This is a genomic window from Cupriavidus sp. F041 (genome assembly GCF_057814235.1).
Genome location: NZ_JBVASY010000002.1, coordinates 2,491,460 through 2,514,558, shown reverse-complemented (window position 1 = coordinate 2,514,558; position 23,099 = coordinate 2,491,460). Strand labels below are relative to the sequence as shown.

Annotated in this window: 20 protein-coding genes; 16 read left to right on the top strand and 4 right to left on the bottom strand. The window is 64.5% G+C overall.

What is annotated here, in order from left to right; all coding sequences use genetic code 11:
* Positions 1-51 precede the first annotated feature (51 nt).
* The 7 genes from ccoN to ACZY0R_RS28970 are packed head-to-tail and all read left to right on the top strand — an operon-like array spanning position 52 to position 5,371.
* Positions 52-1,500 (top strand): cytochrome-c oxidase, cbb3-type subunit I, encoded by a 1,449-nt coding sequence (gene ccoN / locus ACZY0R_RS29000; RefSeq protein ID WP_035867843.1) that lies wholly within the window; start codon positions 52-54, stop codon positions 1,498-1,500.
* Between the two features lie 19 nt (positions 1,501-1,519).
* Positions 1,520-2,197, top strand: a complete 678-nt coding sequence (ccoO, locus tag ACZY0R_RS28995; RefSeq protein ID WP_045239400.1) for a cytochrome-c oxidase, cbb3-type subunit II — start codon at positions 1,520-1,522, stop codon at positions 2,195-2,197.
* 3 nt (positions 2,198-2,200) lie between these two features.
* Complete coding sequence (locus ACZY0R_RS28990) at positions 2,201-2,404, top strand: cbb3-type cytochrome oxidase subunit 3 (protein ID WP_035867847.1); 204 nt, start codon at positions 2,201-2,203, stop codon at positions 2,402-2,404.
* Between the two features lie 3 nt (positions 2,405-2,407).
* A complete protein-coding gene (gene ccoP, locus ACZY0R_RS28985; protein WP_488863249.1) occupies positions 2,408-3,334 on the top strand; it encodes a cytochrome-c oxidase, cbb3-type subunit III in 927 nt (308 codons plus the stop codon).
* Between the two features lie 49 nt (positions 3,335-3,383).
* Positions 3,384-4,877, top strand: coding sequence for a cytochrome c oxidase accessory protein CcoG (ccoG, locus tag ACZY0R_RS28980; protein WP_488863247.1), 1,494 nt, complete (start codon positions 3,384-3,386; stop codon positions 4,875-4,877).
* 24 nt (positions 4,878-4,901) lie between these two features.
* Complete coding sequence (locus tag ACZY0R_RS28975; protein WP_488863245.1) at positions 4,902-5,123, top strand: FixH family protein; 222 nt, start codon at positions 4,902-4,904, stop codon at positions 5,121-5,123.
* A 2-nt stretch (positions 5,124-5,125) separates the two neighbouring features.
* Complete coding sequence (locus ACZY0R_RS28970; protein ID WP_045239396.1) at positions 5,126-5,371, top strand: hypothetical protein; 246 nt, start codon at positions 5,126-5,128, stop codon at positions 5,369-5,371.
* Positions 5,372-5,532: 161 nt separating this feature from the next.
* Here ACZY0R_RS28970 and fnr read toward each other — a convergent pair whose 3' ends face one another.
* Positions 5,533-6,258, bottom strand: a complete 726-nt coding sequence (fnr, locus tag ACZY0R_RS28965; protein ID WP_488863243.1) for a fumarate/nitrate reduction transcriptional regulator Fnr — start codon at positions 6,256-6,258, stop codon at positions 5,533-5,535.
* 286 nt (positions 6,259-6,544) lie between these two features.
* Between fnr and ACZY0R_RS28960 the strand changes: the two genes are divergently transcribed.
* The 9 genes from ACZY0R_RS28960 to ACZY0R_RS28920 all read left to right on the top strand — a co-directional run bounded on the left by ACZY0R_RS28960 (position 6,545) and on the right by ACZY0R_RS28920 (position 18,469).
* Positions 6,545-7,303, top strand: a complete 759-nt coding sequence (locus ACZY0R_RS28960; protein ID WP_488863241.1) for a sulfite exporter TauE/SafE family protein — start codon at positions 6,545-6,547, stop codon at positions 7,301-7,303.
* 586 nt (positions 7,304-7,889) lie between these two features.
* Positions 7,890-8,963, top strand: coding sequence for an SMC-Scp complex subunit ScpB (scpB, locus tag ACZY0R_RS28955; protein ID WP_488866240.1), 1,074 nt, complete (start codon positions 7,890-7,892; stop codon positions 8,961-8,963).
* A 5-nt stretch (positions 8,964-8,968) separates the two neighbouring features.
* Positions 8,969-10,930, top strand: a complete 1,962-nt coding sequence (gene rluB, locus ACZY0R_RS28950) for a 23S rRNA pseudouridine(2605) synthase RluB (protein ID WP_488863239.1) — start codon at positions 8,969-8,971, stop codon at positions 10,928-10,930.
* Positions 10,931-11,262: 332 nt separating this feature from the next.
* Positions 11,263-11,751 carry a ribosome maturation factor RimP gene (gene rimP / locus ACZY0R_RS28945; protein WP_035867865.1) on the top strand — a complete coding sequence of 163 codons (489 nt, stop codon included), beginning with the start codon at positions 11,263-11,265 and terminating at the stop codon, positions 11,749-11,751.
* Positions 11,748-13,223, top strand: coding sequence for a transcription termination factor NusA (nusA, locus tag ACZY0R_RS28940; RefSeq protein ID WP_045239390.1), 1,476 nt, complete (start codon positions 11,748-11,750; stop codon positions 13,221-13,223). The genes rimP and nusA overlap by 4 nt, the downstream gene beginning before the upstream one ends.
* Positions 13,224-13,317: 94 nt before the next feature.
* On the top strand, positions 13,318-16,221 hold the full coding sequence (gene infB, locus ACZY0R_RS28935) for a translation initiation factor IF-2 (protein ID WP_488863236.1): 2,904 nt from the start codon (positions 13,318-13,320) through the stop codon (positions 16,219-16,221).
* 62 nt (positions 16,222-16,283) lie between these two features.
* Positions 16,284-16,652: a 30S ribosome-binding factor RbfA gene (gene rbfA / locus ACZY0R_RS28930; RefSeq protein WP_035867871.1), complete on the top strand. Its 369-nt coding sequence runs from the start codon at positions 16,284-16,286 to the stop codon at positions 16,650-16,652.
* Between the two features lie 102 nt (positions 16,653-16,754).
* Positions 16,755-17,702, top strand: coding sequence for a tRNA pseudouridine(55) synthase TruB (gene truB, locus ACZY0R_RS28925; RefSeq protein ID WP_488863234.1), 948 nt, complete (start codon positions 16,755-16,757; stop codon positions 17,700-17,702).
* Between the two features lie 416 nt (positions 17,703-18,118).
* The gene (locus ACZY0R_RS28920) at positions 18,119-18,469 is read left to right on the top strand and encodes a GreA/GreB family elongation factor (RefSeq protein ID WP_488863232.1); all 351 of its coding nucleotides are present in this window, start codon (positions 18,119-18,121) and stop codon (positions 18,467-18,469) included.
* Positions 18,470-18,618: 149 nt separating this feature from the next.
* Here the strand turns inward: ACZY0R_RS28920 and ACZY0R_RS28915 are convergent, their stop codons facing one another.
* From ACZY0R_RS28915 to ACZY0R_RS28905, 3 genes are all read right to left on the bottom strand, one after another.
* Complete coding sequence (locus ACZY0R_RS28915; RefSeq protein WP_488863230.1) at positions 18,619-20,220, bottom strand: DHA2 family efflux MFS transporter permease subunit; 1,602 nt, start codon at positions 20,218-20,220, stop codon at positions 18,619-18,621.
* 2 nt (positions 20,221-20,222) lie between these two features.
* Positions 20,223-21,473, bottom strand: coding sequence for an HlyD/EmrA/EmrK family protein (locus tag ACZY0R_RS28910; RefSeq protein ID WP_045239384.1), 1,251 nt, complete (start codon positions 21,471-21,473; stop codon positions 20,223-20,225).
* Between the two features lie 74 nt (positions 21,474-21,547).
* Positions 21,548-23,053, bottom strand: coding sequence for an efflux transporter outer membrane subunit (locus ACZY0R_RS28905; protein ID WP_488863228.1), 1,506 nt, complete (start codon positions 23,051-23,053; stop codon positions 21,548-21,550).
* Positions 23,054-23,099 lie beyond the last annotated feature (46 nt).

Genomic DNA, 23,099 nt, shown 5'->3' with positions numbered 1-23,099 from the left:
TTTTCCTACAGTCACAACATCAATTCATATTTATCCAATCTGGGGGTCTGAATGGCTGTCACCGCCGCGTATTCTCGCGCCGACACCTTCAATTACGGCGTCGTGCGGCAATTTGCCGTCATGACGGTAGTCTGGGGGATCGTCGGTATGGCCGTCGGCGTGCTGCTTGCAGCACAGCTGATCTGGCCGGAGCTTAATTTCAACACGCCATGGCTGTCCTTCGGGCGCCTGCGTCCGCTGCATACCAATGCCGTCATTTTCGCCTTTGGCGGCAGCGCACTGTTTGCCACCTCCTACTACATCGTGCAGCGTACCTGCCAGGCACGGCTGTTCTGCGGCCCGCTGGCCGCGTTCACGTTCTGGGGCTGGCAACTGGTGATCGTCGCCGCGGCCATCACGCTGCCGATGGGCTTCACCAGCTCGAAGGAATACGCCGAACTCGAATGGCCGATCGACATCCTGATCACGCTGGTCTGGGTGGCTTACGCCATCGTGTTCTTCGGCACCATCATGAAGCGCAAGACCCGCCATATCTACGTGGCCAACTGGTTCTTCGGCGCTTACATCCTGACCATCGCCATATTGCATATCGTCAACAACGTCGAGATGCCTGTGACGATGTGGAAGTCCTACTCGGCCTATGCCGGCGTGCAGGACGCCATGGTGCAGTGGTGGTACGGCCATAACGCGGTGGGCTTTTTCCTGACCACCAGCTTCCTGGGCATGATGTATTACTTCATTCCCAAGCAGGCCGGCCGCCCGATCTACTCCTACCGCCTGTCGATCGTTCACTTCTGGGCACTGAACTTCACCTATATGTGGGCCGGCCCCCACCACCTGCAGTACACCGCGCTGCCCGACTGGGCGCAATCGCTCGGCATGGTGTTCTCGCTGATCCTGCTGGCGCCTTCTTGGGGCGGCATGATCAACGGCATCATGACTTTGTCGGGTGCCTGGCACAAGCTGCGCACCGATCCCATCCTCAAGTTCCTGGTGGTGGCGCTGTCCTTCTACGGCATGGCGACCTTCGAGGGCTCGATGATGTCGATCAAGACCGTCAACGCGCTGTCGCACTACACGGACTGGACCATCGGCCACGTGCACTCCGGCGCGCTGGGCTGGGTCGCGATGATTTCGATCGGCTCGCTCTATTACCTGATCCCGCGTCTGTTTGGCGAGAAGGAGATGTACAGCGTGCGGTTGATCGAACTGCACTTCTGGATCGCCACCATCGGCGTGGTCCTGTACATCGCCTCGATGTGGATCGCAGGCGTGATGGAAGGTTTGATGTGGCGGGCCACGCAGCCCGACGGCACGCTCACCTACGCCTTCGTGGAAGCGGTCAAGGCCAAGTATCCGTTCTACCTGATCCGCTTGCTGGGTGGCCTGTGTTTCCTCTCCGGCATGTTGCTGATGGCCTACAACGTGGCGCGGACCATCATCGGCAAGCCCGCGGTGGATGCGCCGATCCCGACCAGCGTTGGTGCCTCCGCCCATTGATCATTCCAGGATAGAAACGATGTCTGAAAAACGAAGCTTCTTTACGCACGAGACCCTGGAGAAGAACATCGGCTGGCTGATCATCTGCACCATCTTGGTGGTCAGCATCGCCGGGCTCGTCCAGATTGTGCCGCTGTTCTTCCAGCACTCCACTACGGAGCCCGACACTGGGATCAAGCCGTATTCGCCGCTGCGCCTGATGGGCCGCGATATTTATATCCGCGAGGGTTGCGTGGGCTGTCATTCGCAGCAGGTGCGTACGCTGCAGGGCGATGTCGAACGCTATGGCCACTACTCGACGGCTGGCGAATCGGTCTATGACCATCCCTTCCTGTGGGGCTCCAAGCGTACCGGTCCCGACCTGGCGCGCGTGGGCGGCCGCTATTCCGATGACTGGCAGCGCATCCACCTGCGCAATCCGCGCGACGTGGTACCCGAGTCGGTGATGCCGTCCTACCCGTGGCTGGAGAAGGCTCCGTTGCAGGCCAACGATATCCGCGACCGCATGCGCGCGCTGAGGCGGCTGGGTGTGCCCTATACCGACGCCGAGATCGAACAGGCGCCCGCCACGCTGGCAGGCAAGACCGAAGAGGACGCGATGGTCGCCTACCTGCAGGAGCTTGGCATCAGCAAGCGCAATGTGCGTGTGGACACCGCAGCCGCGGCTCAGCCCGCAGCCGCGCCGGCCAAGGAGTAAGCCATGGCAATGATCACTGCGTTTTCCACCGTGATCTCGATGGTGGCGTTTCTCGCGATCTGCTGGTGGGCCTGGTCGTCCGGCCGCAAGGCAGCCAACCAGGAGTCGGCCATGCTGCCATTCGCCTTGCCCGACGAGCCGCTGGCCGCGAACCACGACGGCCGCCATCGTGCCGGCGGCGCAAACAACACCAAGCAGGAACACTGAGTCATGAGCGACTTCTTCACGGATTTCTGGAGTTACTACATTGCCGCCATCGCGCTGGTAGGCATCGTCTGGTGCATATGGCTGCTGTTCTCCCAACGCAAGGTGGTCAAGGTGGCCGGCGCTACCGAAGACACCGGCCACGTGTGGGACGGCGACCTGCGCGAGCTGAACAATCCGCTGCCACGCTGGTGGATGTGGATGTTCCTGCTGGCTTGCCTCTTCGGGCTGGTCTACCTGGTGCTGTACCCCGGCCTGGGTTCCTACGCCGGCGTGCTCAAGACCTCCAGCCGGGTCGAGCTGGAGGCGCATCGCAAGGCGGCTGAGCAGGTGCAGAGCGATGTCTATGGCAAGTACATGCAAATGGACGTCAAGCAGGTGGCCGCGGATCCGGCTGCGCGCGAGATCGGGCAGCGCCTGTTTCTCAACTACTGCGCGCAATGCCATGGCTCCGACGCGCGCGGCAGCCGCGGCTTTCCTAACCTGACCGACAACGACTGGCTGTATGGCGGCGATCCCGCCACCATCACCCAGACCATTACCAAGGGCCGTAATGGCGTGATGCCGTCATTCGCTTCGACTATCGACGGCAAGCTGGCCGGCGACGTCGCGCAATACGTTCGTTCGCTGTCAGACTTGTCTTCCGATCCGATTCGCGCCTCGCGTGGCGAAAGCACATTCAAGTCCACGTGCGCGGCTTGCCATGGTTCTTCCGGCAAGGGCAACCAGGCGCTCGGTGCGCCCAACCTGTCGGACAAGGTCTGGCTGTACGGCAGTTCGGAGGCAAACATCGTCGATGCCATCCTGAAGGGTCACAACAACCACATGCCGGCACACGAGGAAATCCTGACGCCGGAGCGCATCCGCATGCTGACGGCCTATGTCTGGGGACTGTCGAACAATGGGGCGGCCCCCTCGGGGAGCGGGCAATGAACCGCGACGCCTGCATGTGGAGCCTGCGTGCCGCTGGGGGTGATCGCCCATGAATGCCCCGGAACCGGAACCGCTGAGAAAGCACGGAGCCGCCTGGGGGCCTCTTCGCGAGCCCGCATCCGCCACGGGCGATGGGGAAACCTCGGATGAAACCCTGTACGAAGTCCGCCGCAAGATCTATCCGCGCTCGGTCACAGGTGCGTTTTCGAGCTGGCGGGTCTGGATGGTGGTCCTGACCCAGCTGTTCTTCTATGGCATGCCCTGGCTGCAATGGAACGGCCGCCAGGCCATGCTGTTCGATCTCGGCGCGCGCAAGTTCTACATCTTCGGCCTGGTGCTCTGGCCGCAGGATGTGATCTACCTGTCCGTGCTGCTGGTGATTTCCGCGCTCTCGCTGTTCCTGTTCACGGCGATCGCGGGTCGCCTGTTCTGCGGCTATGCCTGTCCGCAGACGGTGTACACCGAGATCTTCATGTGGATCGAGCGGCATGTGGAAGGCGATCGCTTTGCCCGCATCCGCCTGGATGGCGATCCGTGGAGCGCGCGCAAGCTGCGGCTCAAGGCCACCAAGCACACACTCTGGATCGTGATCGCGCTGTGGACCGGCTTTACCTTCGTAGGGTACTTCTCGCCCATTCGCGAGTTGGGCGGCCACGTGCTCAGCCTGTCGCTGGGGCCGTGGCAAACGTTCTGGATGCTGTTCTACGCCTTCGCCACCTGGGGCAACGCCGGCTTCATGCGCGAGCAGGTGTGCAAGTACATGTGTCCTTATGCACGCTTCCAGAGCGTGATGGTCGATCGCGACACGTATGTGGTGACGTATGACGTGGGCCGCGGCGAGCCGCGCGGCAGCCGCTCGCGCAAGGTGGACCACCAGGCCGCCGGCCTGGGCGATTGCGTGAACTGCAGCATCTGCGTGCAGGTCTGTCCCACCGGCATCGATATTCGCGACGGCCTGCAGTACGACTGCATAGGTTGCGGCGCCTGCATCGACGCCTGCAACCAGGTCATGGACAAGATGGCGTATCCGCGCGGGCTGATCCGCTACACCTCGGAGAACGCCATGCGCAGCGTGCTGCCCGAGGCGGAGGCGCGCAAGCGTCTGTTCCGGCCGCGCACGGTGGTGTACTCCGTGATCTGGCTGGCCCTGGTTGCCGGCTTCACGGTGTCGCTGGCCATGCGCACGCCGCTCAAGGTCGATATCATCCGCGACCGCGGCGCGCTGGGCAGGGAAGTGGAGGGGCGCTGGATCGAGAACGTCTATCGCCTGCAACTGATCAACACGACCGAGGCGCCGATGCATGTGGCCATCCGCGCGGACAGTGATGACCTGAAGGGCCTGGCCGTGGAATATGATCACGCTGCGGGCAATCTCGAGCCCACCTCAAACCGCCTGATTCCGATTCGCGTGCGCGTGCCGATCGAAGCCGCTGGCCGGGGCACGCACAAGATCCAGGTGACGGTCACCGCGACAGGAGATGACAGTGGGGGCGGCGCGGAAATCAGCCAGGGCACCAGCTTCATCGTACCGCGCAATCTTTGAACCGAGAAATCTAGAGGAGGCCTGATGATGCAGCAAAGCAATCCCTGGTGGAAGGAACCCTGGCCATGGCTGCTGATGAGCGGGCCCTTGCTGGCGATGGTGGCCTGCGGGGTCACGATCTGGCTGGCTATGACGCACCCGGACCCGCCCGTTGTCGATGGCGTATCGCGGCACGGGCTGGTGGTCGAGAAGGCGGGTAGCGGTATCGGGCGGCAAGCTGCGCCGGCCACGGCGCAGGCGAGGTGACCATGAGACTGCGCTGGCTGATGTGGGTGCTATGGCCCGGCTTCCTGGTAGCCGGGCTGACGACCGCTCTGGTGTTTTCGGTGGTCGATCCCGGCGATCTGCGCTTCTTCGGACAGCCGGTCGAGGCGTCGCGGGAGGCGGTTTACACAGTGAGCTTCCTGATAGCGTGGGTGCTCTGTTCGCTGTCGAGTGGCCTGACGCTTTACACCATGCCCACGCGGCTGGCGGAGACAGACGAACTGGAGTGAGCGCGATGCGCGTCTTCGCGCTGCGGGGCAGGGGGCGGCGGAGCAGGGGTGCCGTGGCCAGGCCGGCGCGGCGTGGCATTGGCACAACGCAAGGAAGGCAAGGCGGCCGCCAATGCCGCCGGAGCCGGGAAGCTCCGCGCGGCCGGTCGATGCCTGCCGGACTAGCAGGACTTGTTGATGATCTGCTTGATGCCTGTCATGTCGACCAGCTTGACGTGCCGCTGGCGGATCTGGATCAGCCCGGCTTCCGCAAAACGGGAGAACAGGCGGCTGACGGTTTCGAGCTTGAGCCCGAGGTAGCTGCCGATCTCCTCGCGGCTCATGCGCAGGACGAACTCGGAGGCCGAATAGCCGCGCGCGGAAAGGCGCTCCGAAAGGTTGATCAGGAAGGCGGCAAGGCGCTCTTCGGCGCGCATCGAGCCCAGCGTGATCAGCATCACCTGGTCCTGCGAGATTTCCTTGCTCATCAGCCGCATGAACTGGTGTTGCAACGACGGGAGCGAACCGGACAGCGACTGGAGGTCGCCGAAGCGCACCACGCAAACTTCGGTATCCTCAAGGGCGGTGGCGTCGGATGCGTGCTGCATTTCGCCAAGGCCGTCGAGCCCGACGACTTCGCCGGGGAGGTGGAAGCCCGTGATCTGCGAGCGGCCATCTTCCATCGTCAGGTGGGTTTTGAGCGTGCCGAAGCGGATCGCATAGACGGCGGTGAGCGGATCGCCGAGGCGGTACAGGGTCTCGCCCTTGCGTACGCGCACGCGCTCCTGCACCAGCGAATCCATTTTTTCGAGGTCCTGCTGCGACATGCCGACGGGCAGGCAGAGCTGTCCCAGCGAGCAAGTGGAGCAGCGGGGCGACATCTCGGTAATGGGAATGGATGTTAGCAATTGGGGCCTGTCGGTTTAGCGCAATCACTCAAGCGCGTGTGGCAGGCGCATTGAGTTGAAAGCTTGACGTTGAGAGCTGTCGGTTGGAAGCGCTATCCACATTAGCCTGGCGCGGGTCTGGCGGGGCCTGCCATCTGCGTGGCGCCGCCTGCCGTGCCCGTCGTCATGATTCGCGATTGCGCGGATGTGCGCGGGCGCCGGGCTTCATGTTGATAGCGCCTCTTGGAGTCGCGGGGGCGCGTAGGGCGCATTTTACCGCGCCAGGGGATGTGATTGGGAGGAGAAGTTGACCGTAGGCGTGCTCTTCAGCGTTTTTACCCTGGCTTTGCTAGGCGGTGTGCATTGCGCGGCCATGTGCGGCGGGATTGCGCTTGCCGCCGAGCAGGGCGGCACGGCCCGTGTGCCGGCCATCATCCTGCGCCAGCCAGGCCACTGGCTGCTCGAACTCCTGGTGATGCACGCCGGGCGGCTGAGCATGTATGCGCTGTTGGGTGCCTTGCTGGGTACCTTGGGCGCCGGTGTCTGGAAGGCCCAGTACCTGCCGCTGCAGCGCTGGCTGTTCGGGATCGGCAGCATGATGCTGGTCATGTCGGGCTTATGGATGTTGCGCGGGCGCGTCGTGGGGGCTGCCTGGCTGGAGCGGTTTGCCGCGCGCGGCGCTGGCGGTTTGCTCCGGGTTTTTGCCGCCGTGGGCGCGCGCCTGGCGCCCATGGGCCTGCCACAGGGGCGGCTGCTGCGCCGCTACGGCATGGGGCTGGCCTGGGGGCTGGTACCATGCGGCATGGTCTATGGCGCCCTGGCGATGGCGCTGCTGGCCGGGAACGCCCCTTCGGGGGCGCTGGTGATGGCCGTGTTCGGACTGGGCACTTTGCCAAACCTGTTGGTTATCTCGGGCCTGTCCGGCTACCTCAGGCAGTGGTCGCGCCGCCCGGCGGTACGTACCGTTGCCGGTTTGGCGGTGGTTGCCTTTGGTGTGGTCGGGGTGGCGCGCGCGCTGCTTTTACCAGAGACGCTGGCCGCGCACGGCTTCTGTCTGGTCTTCTGATACGCCGCTTCATGGCGCATTGCGCACTTTGCCGGGCAGATGCCTGTGCGAATCGGTTGCAGGTTTGCCAGGGAATGCCATACAATCGCAAGAACAGCGATATCGCGCAGCGTATTTCATCGTGGCATCGTCAGGTAGCATTCGCACTCAGGGATGCATGCCAGGAACCCTCGAGCACGTATTACCGCCAGGGACCGTTCCCAATCCGCCGTCCGGTTCAAAAGATTATTTGGTTCAAAAGACCAGCCACGGCAGGGCGGGGTGAAATAGGCCAAGCAGGCCCGATATCCGTATTTTTCTTGCACCCGGAGCGACGGACGTCGTGCCGGACAGGTCCGCCACATCAGGGGGAAGGCGCGACGCAAGGGCTCCGTCGACCGGCAGGTAAAGCCGGTGGCCGGGCGATCTCCTGCCGGGCAGGTCCGGCACCCGATGCAAAAAAGAAAGCGCACGACTGCATGCATCAAGCATTGCGGTTGGCTGCGCGGTCAGATGGCGGTGGCAATTCCAACCGCTGAACCCGCAATCTCCAGTGCGTCCGGGTTTGTCCGGGGCGCAGGTGCAAAGACAGGCTGCACGCAATCACATGAATACCCAAGAGGCGAAGATCGTCCTCGAGACCGCGCTGATCTGTGCGCAGGAACCCTTGCGCGTCAATGACTTGCGCCGGCTTTTTGCCGACGACGTCGGTGCCGACACCATTCGGGTGCTGCTGGAAGAGCTGCGCCGCGACTGGGAGCAGCGCGGCGTGGAACTCGTGGCGCTGGCCAGCGGCTGGCGCTTTCAGAGCCGTCCCGTCATGCGCGAATACCTGGACCGACTGAATCCTGAAAAACCGCCGAAATATTCCCGCGCGGTCATGGAGACGCTGGCGATCATCGCCTACCGGCAGCCGGTCACCCGGGGCGATATCGAGGAAATCCGCGGTGTTGCGGTGAGCACCGAAGTCGTGAAGAAGCTCGAGGACCGTAGCTGGATCGAGGTGATCGGCTACCGCGACGTGCCGGGCCGGCCGGCCTTGTACGCCACCACCAAGCACTTCCTTGATGATCTTGGCCTGCGCACGCTAGACGAGTTGCCGCCGCTGGAGGATGTCCAGGCGCAGACGCAAGCCGCGCTGCTGAACCAGGAGCCCATCGATTTCGAGCCCCTGGGCACCGTGCCTGCTCTGCCGGCCGGAAGCGACGAAGAAGCGTTCGCGGATGCCGGCGGGGGTGAAGCCGAGGCCGGCGAGGAGGCTGCGGGCGACGCTGGCGCGCCCGTCGCCGATGTGTCTGAAGCTGGCGAATTGACCCGGTCCGTTCCTGGTGTCCTCGATGCTGGTGCCACGGATGGCATCGCCGAACTGGTAGAAGCATTTGAAAAGAAGGAAGCCTCGGTGCAGGCGCAAGCCGTGCCCGAGGCAGAAGTACCCGCGGTGTCCGACCCGGATGATGAGCCGGAGAGCGAACTGGTGTCCGCCGAGCCCATGGGGGCGCGGCTTGACGGCACGGCCGTGGAGGATGCCGTCGATGACGGCGAAGCAAATGAGCAAACGGAAGCGCCCGCCAACGGTTACCACAAGCAAGTGGCCTCCGGCGAGCAGGAGTCCGAAGTCCCGGGGGCGTCCAAGACGAATCCGGCGCACCCCAGCGAGCACGACGAGCGCGTGTCCAACTGAACACCATGCAACATCCGAATGTGAATACCTTGTCCGATTCTGTTGATCAAGACGTCCGCCAGGCGGATACGCCGGCCGGCGATGCCGGCAATGGCGCCGAAGGCGCGCCGCGCCGCAAGGGCCTGCGCCGTGGCCTGCGCAATCTGGTGGCCACGCGCCGCCAGGCTACGCAGGACCGCGACGGCGGGCGTGCCGCGGAAGGCGATGCACTTGCCTCCGCTGGCGGTCCGGACGCGGGAGCCGCACCGGACGCGCAAGCCGGGCGTGGTGATGGCGTGAGAAAGGGGCGTACGCGCGGCAAGCGCAAGCCCGCCGAAGGCGAGTCCGTGCAGGCCGGTGAGCAGCAGGGCGAACGCCCGGCGCCGCGAGGCCGCCGCGCGTTCAGCGGCGACACTGCCGAAGGCGCGAGCGAAGCCACTGGCGAGCGCCAGCGCGACGGTGCCCGCGCCAACCCCAACGGAGCGCGCAAGCGCAAACCGCAGCAAGGCCAGCAGCCGCAGGGCGCGGCCAGGCGCGGCAGTGCCGAGGGGCAGCAGGGTGGTCCGCGTCAGGCAGGCAAGGGAAACAAAGGCAGGGGCGGCGCGCAGCGCCAGGCTCCGGGTGTGCCCGAGAAGGCACCCGCAGCTGCGGCCGCGAGTGGCGAAGACCTGTTCCGTTTTGTCATCTCCGGCCAGTACGACCAGGAAGATACCAGCGGTGCGCGCGCCAAGGTAAAGCCGGTGCGAGAGCTCTCGGCCGATGACGATGCGCCCAAGCTGCACAAAGTGCTCGCTGAGGGCGGCCTGGGTTCGCGCCGCGAGATGGAGGAACTGATCCTGCAGGGGCGTGTTTCTGTCAATGGCCTGCCGGCCCATATTGGACAACGCATCCTGCCGGCCGACCAGGTCCGCGTCAACGGCAAGCTGATCCATCGCCGTGTGTCGACCAAGCCGCCGCGCGTGCTGCTTTACCACAAGCCGGCGGGCGAGATCGTCAGCCAGTCGGATCCAGAAGGCCGTCCGACCGTGTTCGATAGCCTGCCGCGCATCAAGGCAGGGAAATGGGTGGCCGTGGGCCGCCTGGACTTCAACACCGAAGGGCTGCTGATCTTTACCTCCTCGGGCGATATCGCCAACAAGTTCATGCATCCGCGCTATGGCGTGGAGCGCGAGTATGCGGTCCGCACGCTGGGCGAACTGGCGGAGGCGGATCGCCAGCGCCTGCTGCACGGCATCAAGCTTGACGATGGTGAAGCCAATTTCCTGCGTATCGCCGATGGCGGTGGCGAGGGCATCAACCACTGGTATCACGTCGCGCTGACCGAAGGCCGCAATCGCGAAGTGCGCCGCATGTTCGAGGCCGTTGGCCTGACCGTGTCGCGCCTGATTCGCACCCGGTACGGTCAGTTCCTGCTGCCCCGCGGCCTTAAGCGCGGCCGCTGGCAAGAACTCGCCGCGGATGACGTGCGCGCGCTGATGGCGTCCATCGGCTTGAAGGCGCCCGGCAAGGGTGATGGCGGCCCCAGAGGTGGCACAAAGGTGGGCGGTCGCCAGCAGCGCACCGAGGCAGCCATTGCCGGCATGCCGATGCCGACCGGCATGGATGGCCTGCCGCGCGTCAACAGGAATAATGGCCCGCGCGGTAGTGGCGCAGGCCGCGGTCAGCCCGATCCGATGCAGACCTCGATGGGTTATATCGGCGGCCCGACGCTGCTCACCTCGCATACCACGAAGTTTGGTGGTGGCGCGGCGGGTTCCCCGCGTGGTCCTGGTGGTCCGGGGCGCGGCGGTGGTCGGGGCAGCCGAGGCACGAACGGACCCATGGGCCCGATGGGCGGTATGGGTGGCATGGGTGGCATGGGTGGCGGCCAAGGCCGTTCCCAGCGTCGCGGCGGTGGTGAAGCCAACGGCAATGTGATGCCGCAGGCTGGCAAGCCCAGTGGCAATCGCCGTCCTCGCGGCGGCGGTGGCCGCGACGGCAATCGCTAAAGCGACGGAAGGCAGTGCGCGCGGGACTGGTCACGCAAGGAAATGCGCGGCCAAAGCCGCGCCCCTGGCAAGCCAAGTCCCGGCGCCTTTGCCTTTTGCATCGCGACAGCGTATAATCCAAGTCTATTCAAAAGTCATCCTGTAAAAGGGTGGGCGAATGATGGGCATTGCGCCCATTTTTTTTTGCTTCGCCCGTTTCGTGTGCTTGCCGTGTTTCACGGCGCGCCGGTCGGGATGGCTGGCAGGCAAGCAGGCTGCAAGCCGCCAACAAAGGCGGCCGTGCCGGTGGGCTGGGTCTGCCACGGTATTGATGGCCATTATTCGGGAATACAGTGCATCTGGCAGATTTGATCGAAACCACCCTTAACGGCATGGGGTACGAGCTGGTTGAGCTCGAGCGCGCTCCGGGCGGACTCATGCGCGTCTATATCGATCAGCCTGAAACCGGCATCGTCATTGAGGACTGCGAGAAGGTAAGCCGCCAGCTTACCCACGTGCTGACCGTCGAGAATATCGACTACGAGCGCCTCGAAGTGTCCTCGCCGGGGCTGGACCGGCCGCTGAAGAAACTGGCTGACTATGTCCGCTTCGCGGGCCAGGAAGCCAGGGTCACGCTGCGCCTGCCGGTCAATGGCCAGAAGAATTTCGTCGGCATCCTGCAGACGCCCACCGGTGAGCCGGGGGCGGAGCAGGTCGGCCTCGAGTTCGAAGGCCAGAATGGCACGGCACTGCTGGAATTCGCCATATCCGATGTCGATCGCGCACGCTTGGTGCCGGTGATCGACTTCAAAGGAAATCAGAAAAAAGGGAACAAGCAATGAGCCGCGAAGTTCTGTTGCTCGTCGATGCGCTTGCACGTGAGAAGAACGTCGACAAGGATGTGGTATTCGGTGCGCTGGAAGCGGCACTCGCTTCGGCAACCAAGAAGCGCTTCGAGGAAGACGTGGACATTCGCGTCGCCATCGATCGCGAGTCCGGTGAGCACGAGACGTTTCGTCGCTGGCTTGTGGTCCCCGATGAACAGGGCCTGCAAGAGCCGGACAAGCAGATCCTCATGTTCGAGGCACGCGAGCAGAATCCGGACATCGAGCTGGATGAGTTCATCGAAGAGCAGATCGAATCGGTCGAGTTCGGCCGTATCGGTGCGCAAGCCGCCAAGCAGGTGATCCTGCAGAAGATCCGCGACGCCGAGCGCGAGCAGATCCTCAACGATTACCTCGATCGTGGCGAAAAGGTCATGACCGGTACGGTCAAGCGTGCCGACAAGAAGGGCCTGATCGTCGAGTCCGGCCGCGTGGAAGCGCTGCTGGCCCGCGACCAGATCATTCCGAAGGAAAATCTGCGCACCGGCGACCGTGTGCGCGCTTATATCCTGAATGTGGATCGCACCGCACGCGGCCCGCAAATCGAGCTGTCGCGTACCGCGCCCGAGTTCCTGATCAAGCTCTTCGAGAATGAAGTGCCGGAGATGGAGCAGGGCCTGCTGGAGATCAAGGCGGCTGCCCGCGACCCTGGCGTACGTGCCAAGATCGCCGTGGTGGCGCATGACAAGCGCATCGACCCGATCGGGACGTGTGTCGGCGTGCGCGGCACGCGGGTGACCGCGGTCCGTAACGAAATCGGCGGCGAAGCGGTCGACATCGTGCTGTGGTCGGAAGACCCTGCGCAGTTCGTGATTGGCGCGCTGGCGCCGGCACAGGTACAGTCGATTGTTGTCGACGAGGAAAAGCACAGCATGGACGTGGTGGTGGACGAGGAAAATCTCGCCGTCGCCATCGGCCGCAGCGGTCAGAACGTACGCCTGGCGTCCGAGCTGACCGGCTGGCAGATCAACATCATGACGCAGGAAGAATCGGCGCAGAAGCAGGCCGAGGAAAGCGACGTGGTGCGCAAGTTGTTCATGGCCAAGCTGGACGTGGACGAAGAAGTGGCTGACATCTTGATCGACGAAGGTTTCTCCACGCTGGAAGAAGTGGCCTATGTGCCCATCAGCGAGATGTTGGAGATTGACGCCTTCGATGAAGATACCGTCAACGAGCTGCGCAACCGCGCACGCGATGCGCTCTTGACGATGGAACTGGCCCGGGAAGAAAGGGTGGAAGAGGTGTCGCAGGATCTGCGTTCGCTCGACGGCCTGACCCCGGAACTGATCGGCAAGCTGGCCGAAGGCAATATCCACACGCGTGACGAACTGGCCGAGCTGGCCGTCGACGAACTTGTCGACATGGTTGGTCTCGGCGAGGAAGACGCCCGCGCGCTGATCATGAAAGCACGGGAACATTGGTTTAACTGAGGGACACGCTCACGTAACGCTTTTTCAGGCTACCTGAGCGCGCATTCCGCACACGACTGTCCCGACGTATAAACCGAGCATTGAAAGGGTTTGAATGGCAAGCACAACAGTTGCCCAACTGGCCGCAGAACTGAGCCGCAGCGCAGCTGCCCTGCTGGAACAATTGCAGGCAGCTGGGGTGGGCAAGGTGACGCCTGACGACATCATCACCGAATCCGACAAGACCAAGTTGCTGGATTACCTCAAGCGTTCGCACGGGGCGGCCGATGACAGCGCGCGCAAGAAGATCACGCTGACCAAGCGTGAGACTTCCGAGATCCGCCAGGCTGATTCCACCGGCAAGACTCGCACGGTGCAGGTCGAGGTGCGCAAGAAGCGCGTCCTGATCAAGCGCGACGAGGCTTCGCCCGAGGGCGCCGATGGCCACGACGTGGCCGAGCTGCAGGTCGCTACGGCCGAGCAGGCACGCCAGGAAGAGGAAGATCGTCAGCAGGCCGAGTTGCTGGCACGCCAGGAAGCCGAGTCGAAGGCACGCCAGGAGGCGGCTGAACGCGAGGAAGCCGAGCGCCGTGCCAAGCAGGAAGCACTGGAGGCAGAAGAACGCCGCCAGTCTGAGCTCGCCGCCCGCAAGGCGGAAGAGGAAGCCGCTGCCCTGCGCGCCGCCGCTACCGCCAAGGCGCCGGAAGACGACGACTCGCGCAAGAAGGCCGAGGACGAGAAGGTTCGTCTGGCCGCCGAGCGCGCTGCCGCGCAGAAGGCCGCCGACGATGCCAAGCAGGCTGCCGACAAGGCGCGTGCAGAGCAGGACGCAGCGCGCAAGCGCCGCGAGGCCGCCGAAGCCGAGGCGCGAGCCATTCAGCAGATGCTGAATGCGCCGGCGCGCGTGCTCAAGGCGCCGTCGGAACGCAAGGCCGAAGAGAAAAAGGCCGAGCAGACCGGCACGCTGCACAAGCCGGTCAAGGCACCGGGCACCGAAGTCAAGAAAGACGACAAGAAGCCCACAACGACTACGACCGCCACCGCCACCACCACCGTCGACAAGAAGACCGGCAAGGTAGTGAAGGCTGGCACGTCCTCGACCTGGCAAGACGAAGGCTCGAAGAAGAAGGGCAGCGGCCTGAAGACTCGTGGCGATTCGTCGGGTGGCGTTGGCGGCTGGCGTGGCGGTCCGCGCGGTCGTGGCAACCGTCACCAGCAGGATGACCGTGGCACCAACTTCCAGGCGCCGACGGAACCGGTGGTGCGCGAAGTGCACGTGCCGGAAACCATCTCGGTGGCGGATCTCGCCCACAAGATGGCCGTCAAGGCATCCGAGGTCATCAAGCAGATGATGAAGCTCGGCCAGATGGTGACCATCAACCAGGTGCTGGACCAGGAAACCGCCATGATCGTGGTGGAAGAAATGGGCCACAAGGCGTTTGCCGCCAAGCTGGACGATCCGGAAGCACTGCTGGTGGTGGGTGGCGAAGACCACACCGACGCCGAGCAGCTGCCGCGTCCGCCGGTGGTGACCGTGATGGGTCACGTCGACCACGGCAAGACCTCGCTGCTGGACTACATCCGTCGTGCCAAGGTGGCGGCGGGCGAAGCCGGCGGTATTACGCAGCACATCGGTGCCTACCATGTGGAAACCGAACGCGGCGTGATCACCTTCCTGGACACCCCGGGTCACGAGGCCTTCACGGCCATGCGTGCCCGTGGCGCCAAGGCAACCGACATCGTGATCCTGGTGGTGGCGGCCGACGACGGCGTGATGCCGCAGACGAAGGAAGCTATCGCCCACGCCAAGGCGGCAGGCGTGCCCATCGTGGTGGCGATCAACAAGATCGACAAGCCCGAAGCCAACCCGGACCGCGTCAAGCAGGAGCTGGTGGCCGAGCAGGTGCTGCCGGAAGAGTACGGCGGTGATTCGCCGTTCGTTCCGGTGTCCGCCAAGACCGGCGCAGGCATCGACGATCTGCTGGAGCAAGTGCTGCTGCAGGCCGAAGTGCTGGAGCTGCGCGCCCCGGTGGATGCCCCGGCCAAGGGCCTGGTGGTGGAAGCCCAGCTGGACAAGGGCAAGGGCCCGATCGCGACCATTCTGGTCACCAGCGGCACGCTCAAGCGTGGCGACGTGGTGCTGGCTGGCAGCGCATACGGCCGTGTCCGTGCCATGCTGGACGAAACCGGCAAGCCGACCAAGGAAGCGGGTCCCTCGATTCCGGTCGAGATCCAGGGCCTGTCCGAAGTGCCGGCCGCCGGCGAAGAAGTCCTGGTCCTGCCGGACGAGCGCAAGGCGCGCGAAATCGCGCTGTTCCGCCAAGGCAAGTACCGCGACGTCAAGCTGGCCAAGCAGCAGGCAGCCAAGCTGGAAACCATGCTGGAGCAGATGAGCGAAGGCGAAGTGCAGACGCTGCCGTTGATCGTCAAGGCCGACGTTCAGGGTTCGCAGGAAGCGCTGGTGCAATCGCTGCAGAAGCTGTCGACCGAAGAAGTGCGCGTGCAGATCGTGCACGGCGGCGTGGGCGGTATCTCGGAGTCGGACGTCAACCTGGCCACGGCCTCGAAGGCGGTCATCATCGGCTTCAACGTGCGTGCCGATGCTGGCGCGCGCAAGCTGGCCGAGAACAACGGCATCGATATCCGCTACTACAACATCATTTACGATGCGGTAGACGAGATCAAGGCGGCAATGTCGGGCATGCTGGCTCCGGAAAAGCGCGAAGTCACGCTGGGTACGGTCGAGGTGCGCCAGGTATTCCGTGTGCCGAAGATCGGTGCGGTGGCTGGCTGTATGGTCACCGATGGCATGGTCAAGCGTACCGCCCTGGTGCGGGTGCTGCGTAACAACGTGGTCATCCATACCGGCGAGCTCGATTCGCTCAAGCGCTTCAAGGACGACGTCAAGGAAGTCAAGCAAGGCTTCGAGTGCGGTTTGTCGATCAAGAACTTCAACGACGTTCAGGAAGGCGACCAGCTCGAAGTGTATGAAATCACCGAGGTGGCGCGCACGCTGTAAGGCGTGTTGCGGGCGGCGGGCCAACTGGCCCGCCGCTGCCCTTCTCGACAGAAGCGTATTGAATGGCCAAGAAAGGCAGTATCTCCTCCCGTAATCTCCGGATTTCCGACCAGATCCAGCGCGACCTGGCCGAGATGATCCAGCGTGAGCTGCGCGATCCCCGCCTGGGGCTCGTCACACTGCAGTCGGTCACGCTGACCCCCGACTACGCGCACGCCAAGGTGTACTTCACCGTGCTGGCGGCCGACGCCGCGGAAGTGGAAGGCATCCTCAACGAAAAGTCCGGCTACCTGCATTCGCTGCTCTACAAGCGGCTGCATATCCATACGGTGCCGACGCTGCGCTTTTTCCACGATACCTCGGTGGAACAGGCGATCGAGATGTCCAAGCTGATCAAAGAAGCGAACTCCACTCGCGCAAAAGAAGACTGAAAGACGGCCCGTGATTACGGGCCGTTTTCTTGTTCCCGCTTGTCTTGTTTCCGTTTGTCGCGCCAGGGCTCAGAATCCCGCCGGCGCCACATTGCTCCCGTCATGACCGATCCCAAAAACAACCGCCCGCCCCGGCAGCCCCGCCGCGAGGTGCATGGTGTACTGCTGCTCGACAAGCCGCTCGGCCTGTCGTCCAACGATGCGCTGGTGCGTGCCAAGCGCCTGCTGCGCGCGCTCAAGGCCGGCCATACCGGCACGCTCGACCCGCTTGCCACCGGGCTGTTGCCGCTGTGCTTCGGCGAGGCGACCAAATTTTCGCAGGACCTCCTTGAGGCCGACAAGACCTACGAGGCGGCCGTGCGCCTGGGCATCAAGACCGCCACCGGCGATGCCGAAGGCGAGGCGATTGCGCAACGCCCGGTGACATGCGACATCGAGGCGCTGCGAGAAGCCATGACGCGCTTCGCGGGGGAAATCGAGCAGGTCCCGCCGATGCATTCCGCGCTGAAGAAAGACGGACGCCCGCTGTACGAGTACGCGCGCGCGGGCCAGACGGTGGAGCGCGCGGCGCGCCGCGTCACCATTCACGAGATCACGCTGCTGGATTGCGGTTTGCCGCAGGCGCCCACCTTCAGCATGCGCGTGACCTGCAGCAAGGGCACGTATATCCGCACCCTGGCCGAAGATATCGGCGAGGCGCTTGGCTGTGGCGCGCACCTGACCGGCTTGCGCCGCACCGCGGTTGGCGACCTGAGCCTGGCCGGCGCGGTCACGCTGGAGCAGATCGAAGAGCACAGCGATGACGAACGCTCGGCGTTGCTGGCTCCGGTCGATGCCTTGTTGCAGCGCTGCGTTCCGGTGACGCTCGACGCGGCGGCGATGGGACGCTTCCTGCAGGGGCAGCGTATTGCGCAGCGCGACCTGCCCGCCGGCACCGCGCTGGCGGAGGGCGAGCTTGCCCGCGTCTATGGCGATGCACCGCAACGCCTGTTGGGCGTGGCACGCATGCGCGAAGGGGCGCTCCGTCCCGAGCGGCTGGTCAAGCTATAGGGAGGCGGGGCACCCGGCCCTGCCCCGAATGGCGCATCGGCCTGACGTTGCTGCGACCAACGTGTTGCATCGCGCAAGAAGGCCGCTTCAAATAACGAGATCCGCGGCGAAAGCGCGCAGGGCTGGCGTGATGCCTTTCCTTTGCGGCAGATATTTGTTTAAATATAAAATATCTGCCGCGCAACCTGGCGCATCCTGCGTCCGGGCACACGCGGCACGACTGCAGAGCCTTCGTGAACCGCCTCGTCCTGCTCCTACGCGCGGCAACAGCCGCCTCGCTCGCTGCCGCCCGGTACGCTGCCTGATCCGCCTCCTAGGCGCGTCGAAGCGCAGCGCACCGGGCCGAACCTTGCTCCCCCCAGAAGCCAAATGCCACGCGCGTGACCACGTCGCGCGCGTTGACACCGGGAGTCAGCATGCGAAAGACAGTTTTCCTCACCCCCTGCGATATCGAACGCCTGAATGCGCTCGCCGCCGATCAACGGACGGCGGCGCTCCAGCGCAAGTCCAACCGCGAAGTCATCGGGCGTGCCGTGGTCGGCGCCCCCGCCAACCGGCCGCGCGAGGTGGTCACGCTGAATGCGCCTTTTCTCTGCATTGAGGCGCAGCACCGCGAGCACTTTGTCTGGCGCATCGTCTACCCCGATGAGGCGGATTTCCGGCGCGGACAGCTATCTATCCTGTCGCCCGCCGGCATGGCGTTGCTAGGGGCGCCGGCTGGATGGCATGTCCAGCCTGCCCATCTCCGATGGTTCGCAGTCAGTTGAATTCGTAGTGCAGGAAATCCTGCCGGCCTGAACCAGTGGGGGAGAGTCGAGCAGGTACGCCGGCGATTGGCGATTGGCGATTGGGGGGGCGGGAGGCCGATGCCTGCGAGGGCACCGGCCTCGCCGGGGGCGCGAAGCACTTGCTTGGCTTAGTGCGCTCCGGCGGCGGAGGCGTCAAGGTCGCCTCCCTTTTTCGGCTTGGTCAGCCAGACGAAAATAATCAGCACGAAGAACAGCACGCCAGAGATCCAGAAGATGTCGTTGGCGCCGAGCATGGCTGCCTGCTGCGAAATGCTGCGCTCGATCTGGCCAATAGCCTGGGCCTGGCTCATGCCCAACTGCATCAGGTGATTCAGCTGGTCGGCGTAGGCCGGGTTGTAAGGATTGACCTGTTCCACCAGCTGCGCGTGATGCATCGCCGTGCGGTTTTCCCAGATAGTGGTCGAGATCGAAGCGCCGATCGCGCCGAATGTGATCCGCACGAAGTTGGAGACGCCCGAGGCCGACGGAATCTTCTCCGGCGGCTGGCCCGACAGGATGATCGAGGTCAGCGGGATAAAGAACATCGCCATCGCCGCACCCTGGATCAGCGTCGGGATCATCAGCGAGCGGGTGTCGACCTGCAGGGTGAATCCCGAACGCATCAGGCTGACCACGCCAAAGGTGATGAAGGCCGCCGTGGCGACCCAGCGGGCATCCATCTTCGGCAGGTTCTTCCCGATCAACGGAGACAGCAGGATAGCGAAGATCCCGACCGGCGCCATCACGATGCCGGCATTGGTCGCGGTATAGCCGACGATGGTTTGCAGCCACAGCGGCAGGATCACCAGGTTGCCGAAGAACAGTCCATACGCGACCGAGATGGCTACCACGCCAGCGCTGAAATTGCGGCCCTTGAACAGCGTGATATCAACGATCGGGTGTTTTTCATAGCTCTCCCAGATGAGGAAGAACAGGAATCCGACAATGGCCACCACGGTCAGCACCACGATCGAGGTCGAGTGGAACCAGTCCAGCTCCTTGCCCTTGTCGAGCATGAGCTGCATCGACCCCACCCAGATCACCAGCAGCGCCAGCCCGATCCGGTCGATCGGCAGGATCTTGACGGGCGTTTCGCGGTCGCGGTAGATCGCCCAGGTGGCATAGGCGGCGCCGACACCCACCGGGATGTTGATGTAGAAGATCCACGGCCAGGTCATGTTGTCCGAGATCCAGCCGCCCAGCAGCGGCCCCATGATCGGCGCCACCAGGGTGGTCATGCCCCATAGCGCCAGCGCCATGGTGCTCTTTTGCGGTGGATAGCTGGATAGCAGCAGCGATTGCGACAGCGGGATCATGGGCCCGGCCACGGCGCCTTGCAGCACGCGCGCCGCCAGCAGGACTTCCAGGTTTGGCGCGACGCCGCACAGCCACGATGAGAGCACAAACAGCAGGATCGAGGTGATGAACAGGCGTACCGCCCCAAAGCGCGTTGTCAGCCAGCCTGTGAGCGGCACTGAGATCGCATTGGCCACCGCGAACGAGGTGATGACCCAGGTACCCTGATTGGGCGCCACGCCGAGGTCGCCCGAAATGGCCGGAATCGACACGTTGGCGATGGATGAGTCGAGCACGTTCATGAACGTGGCCAGCGACAGCGCGATGGTGCCGATGATCAGCTTGCCGCCCGAGAGCGGTACTGGCGCAGTACGCGCTCCCGGCGCCGGGGCGCCGGGAGCGGCGCCGTCGCGCGCGGGGATGGAAGTGGCCATGTTCAGGTGTTGGCGGGCTTGGCCGAGGCGGGGGCTGCAACCGGCGCTGCCATGGGTTCGGCCGCCTGGCGGCCGCCATTGTTCAGCGTGATGATGCGGGCGATCAGCGCGTCGGCGTCTTGCGCGACCTTTTCATAGACGTCGGTCTGCATCGGCCGGGCGACCGTGGTGTTGGACATTGCAGCGCCTTCTTCCTTGCGCACGTCGACGGTCACGTTCATCGACAGGCCGACACGCAGCGGGTGGTCCTTCAGTTGCTTCGGATCCAGCGCGATACGCACCGGCAGGCGCTGGACCACCTTGATCCAGTTGCCGGTGGCATTCTGCGCCGGCAGCAGCGAGAAGGCCGAGCCGGTGCCGGCCGAGAAACCCTCCACCTTGCCGTTGTAAGTCACCTTGGATCCGTACAGGTCGGCCTCCAGCGTGACCGGCTGGCCAACACGCATATGCGTGATCTGCACTTCCTTGAAGTTGGCGTCGATCCACACCTGGTCCAGCGGCACCACGGCCATCAGCGGCGCGCCCGGTGCCACGCGCTGGCCCACCTGCACCGAACGCTTGGCCACGTAGCCCGTCACCGGCGCCGGCAGGGTCGAGCGCGCGAACGCGAGGTAGGCGGCACGCAGGTTGGCCGCGGCACGCTGGACATTGGGATGCTTCTCCACCGTGGTCTGGTCGGTCAGCACCTTGTTGGACGCCAGTTGCTCGCGTGTTGCCGACAGCGCCGACTGGGCTGCCGTCAGCGCCGTCTGGGCGTGCGAAATTTCTTCGCCCGACACCGCGCCGGAGTTGGCGATGGCCATGCGCCGCCTGAGGTCTTCCTTCGCCTTGGCCACATCGGCCTCGCGCATCGCCACGTTGGCCGCCAGCGAACCGTTGTTGACGTAGAGGGTGCGGACCTCGCGCACGGCTTGCGCCAGCTGCGCTTCGGCTTGTTCCAGGGCGACCTGCGAGTCGGCGCGGTCGAGCTGGATCAAGGGCTGACCGGCAGTGACCAGTTGCGTGTCGTCGGCCGCTATCGAGATCACGGTGCCGCCCACCAGCGGCGTAACCTGCACGACATTACCCGCCACATAGGCGTCGTCGGTGCTTTCGAAATGGCGCGCGTACAGGCCCCAGTAGACGCCATAGCCCACGCCGGCCACCACTACCGCGGCGGTCAGGGAAAGCAGCAGGCGCTTGCGCTTGCCGTTGTTGTTGACGGGGGCCGCCTGGGAGGCGGGAGTCTGGGCCGCTTGCTTGTTATCGCTCATGATCGTCTTTGAAGAATGCTGTCGGTACCGTTGGTCTGTTCTTGTTGTCTGTGCCTGCGCTGCGAGGGGCGGGCTTAGCCGCGTGCCTCGGCCGGCTTTTGCGTGCCTTCGGCTTGTTCCTGGTAGCCCCCGCCGAGCGCTTTCATCAGGCCCATTTGCAGGTCCAGGCGGCGCGCCTGCAGGTCGGTGGCAAGGCGGCGCTGCTGCAGCACATTGCTTTCGGCATTGAGCACGGTGAGCTGGGTGCCCAGTCCGGCCTTGTAGCGGATGGTGGCCAGAGAGTAAGCCCGCTCGGCCAGGGCGAGTGCTTCGCGCTGGGCCGTGATCTGTGTGTCTACGCTGCGGATGCTGGCGACCGTATCGGCGGTTTCGCGCAGCGCGTCGACCAGCGTCTGGTTGTAGTTGGCCGCGGCGAGGTCGTATTGCGCGTACTTGCCCTTCAGGTTGGCGCGCAGCTTGCCACCCTCGAAAATCGGCAGGCGGATGGCCGGGCCAATGCCGAAGGTCCGGCTGATGCTCATCAGCAGGTTGGCGGGGTCCAGCGAGGCGACGCCGGCGAAGGCGGACAGGCTGACGGCGGGCAGGAATTCCGCGCGCGCCACCTCGATATCCTTGCTGCTGGCCTCGACGCGCCAGCGGGCTGCAACCAGGTCGGGGCGGCGGCCCAGCAAGTCGATGGTGAGGTTGTCCGGCAGTTGCGGCGTGTCTTGCGCCAGGATGGTCGGGCGCTGGATCGCCAGGCCGCGGTCCGGGCCCTTGCCCAACAGGGCGGCGAGCTGGTTGCGCGCCAGCGTGATGTCTTCGTCCACGCGCAGCAGGTCGGTTTGCGCCGATGCCACCGTGCCGCGTGCCTGGGTGGTCTCCACCTGGGTATCCAGCCCGGCGCTGAGACGCTCGCTCGACAGCTGGGTCAGGCCGCGCCGCTGGGCGATGGCGCGCTCGGCCACGTCGCGTTGCGCGTACAAGGCGGCAAGGCGCGCGTAGGTGCGGGCCACGGATGTGGTCAGGATCAGGCGCGAGGCCTGGCTTTCGGCCTCGATGGCGCGATCGTCGGACAGCGCGGCTTCAAGCGCCGCGCGATTCTTGCCCCAGAAATCGAAGTCGTAAGACAGGCCGGCCTGCAGGCGTGTCTGGTTTTGCCACGAACCGGCCAGCCGCGTACCTGCGAACAGGTCGGTCTCGGAAAAGCGCTGGCGTATCAGGCTGCCTTCGAAGTCGACCTGCGGATACAGCGCGCTGCGGGTGGCGTCGGCCATCGCGCGCGAGGCTTCCACGCGGGCGAAAGCGGCTTGCAGGTTGGGGCTGTCCTTTACCGCCTCGTCGACCAGGCCGCGCAACTGCGCATCCTTGAACTGGTCGATCCAGTCGAGCGAGGGCCATTGGCCGTGCTGCGAGGGCAGGGACTGGGCGCTGGCAAGAGTGCCAGGGGCGGTAACCGTCTGCGTGCTGTGCGAATTGCCGAACGCGGCGCAACCCGCAAGAACCGCGGCCGCGAGCGCAGTCAGCGCCAGCGTGCCGGCCCGGCGGCCCACCGCGCGTGCGCGCGGTGACAGGGCGAGAGAGGAGAGAGCTTGATTCATCTGGGTGCGGAACGACAGAGCCTTATTGTTTGTTCTTTTATTCGAG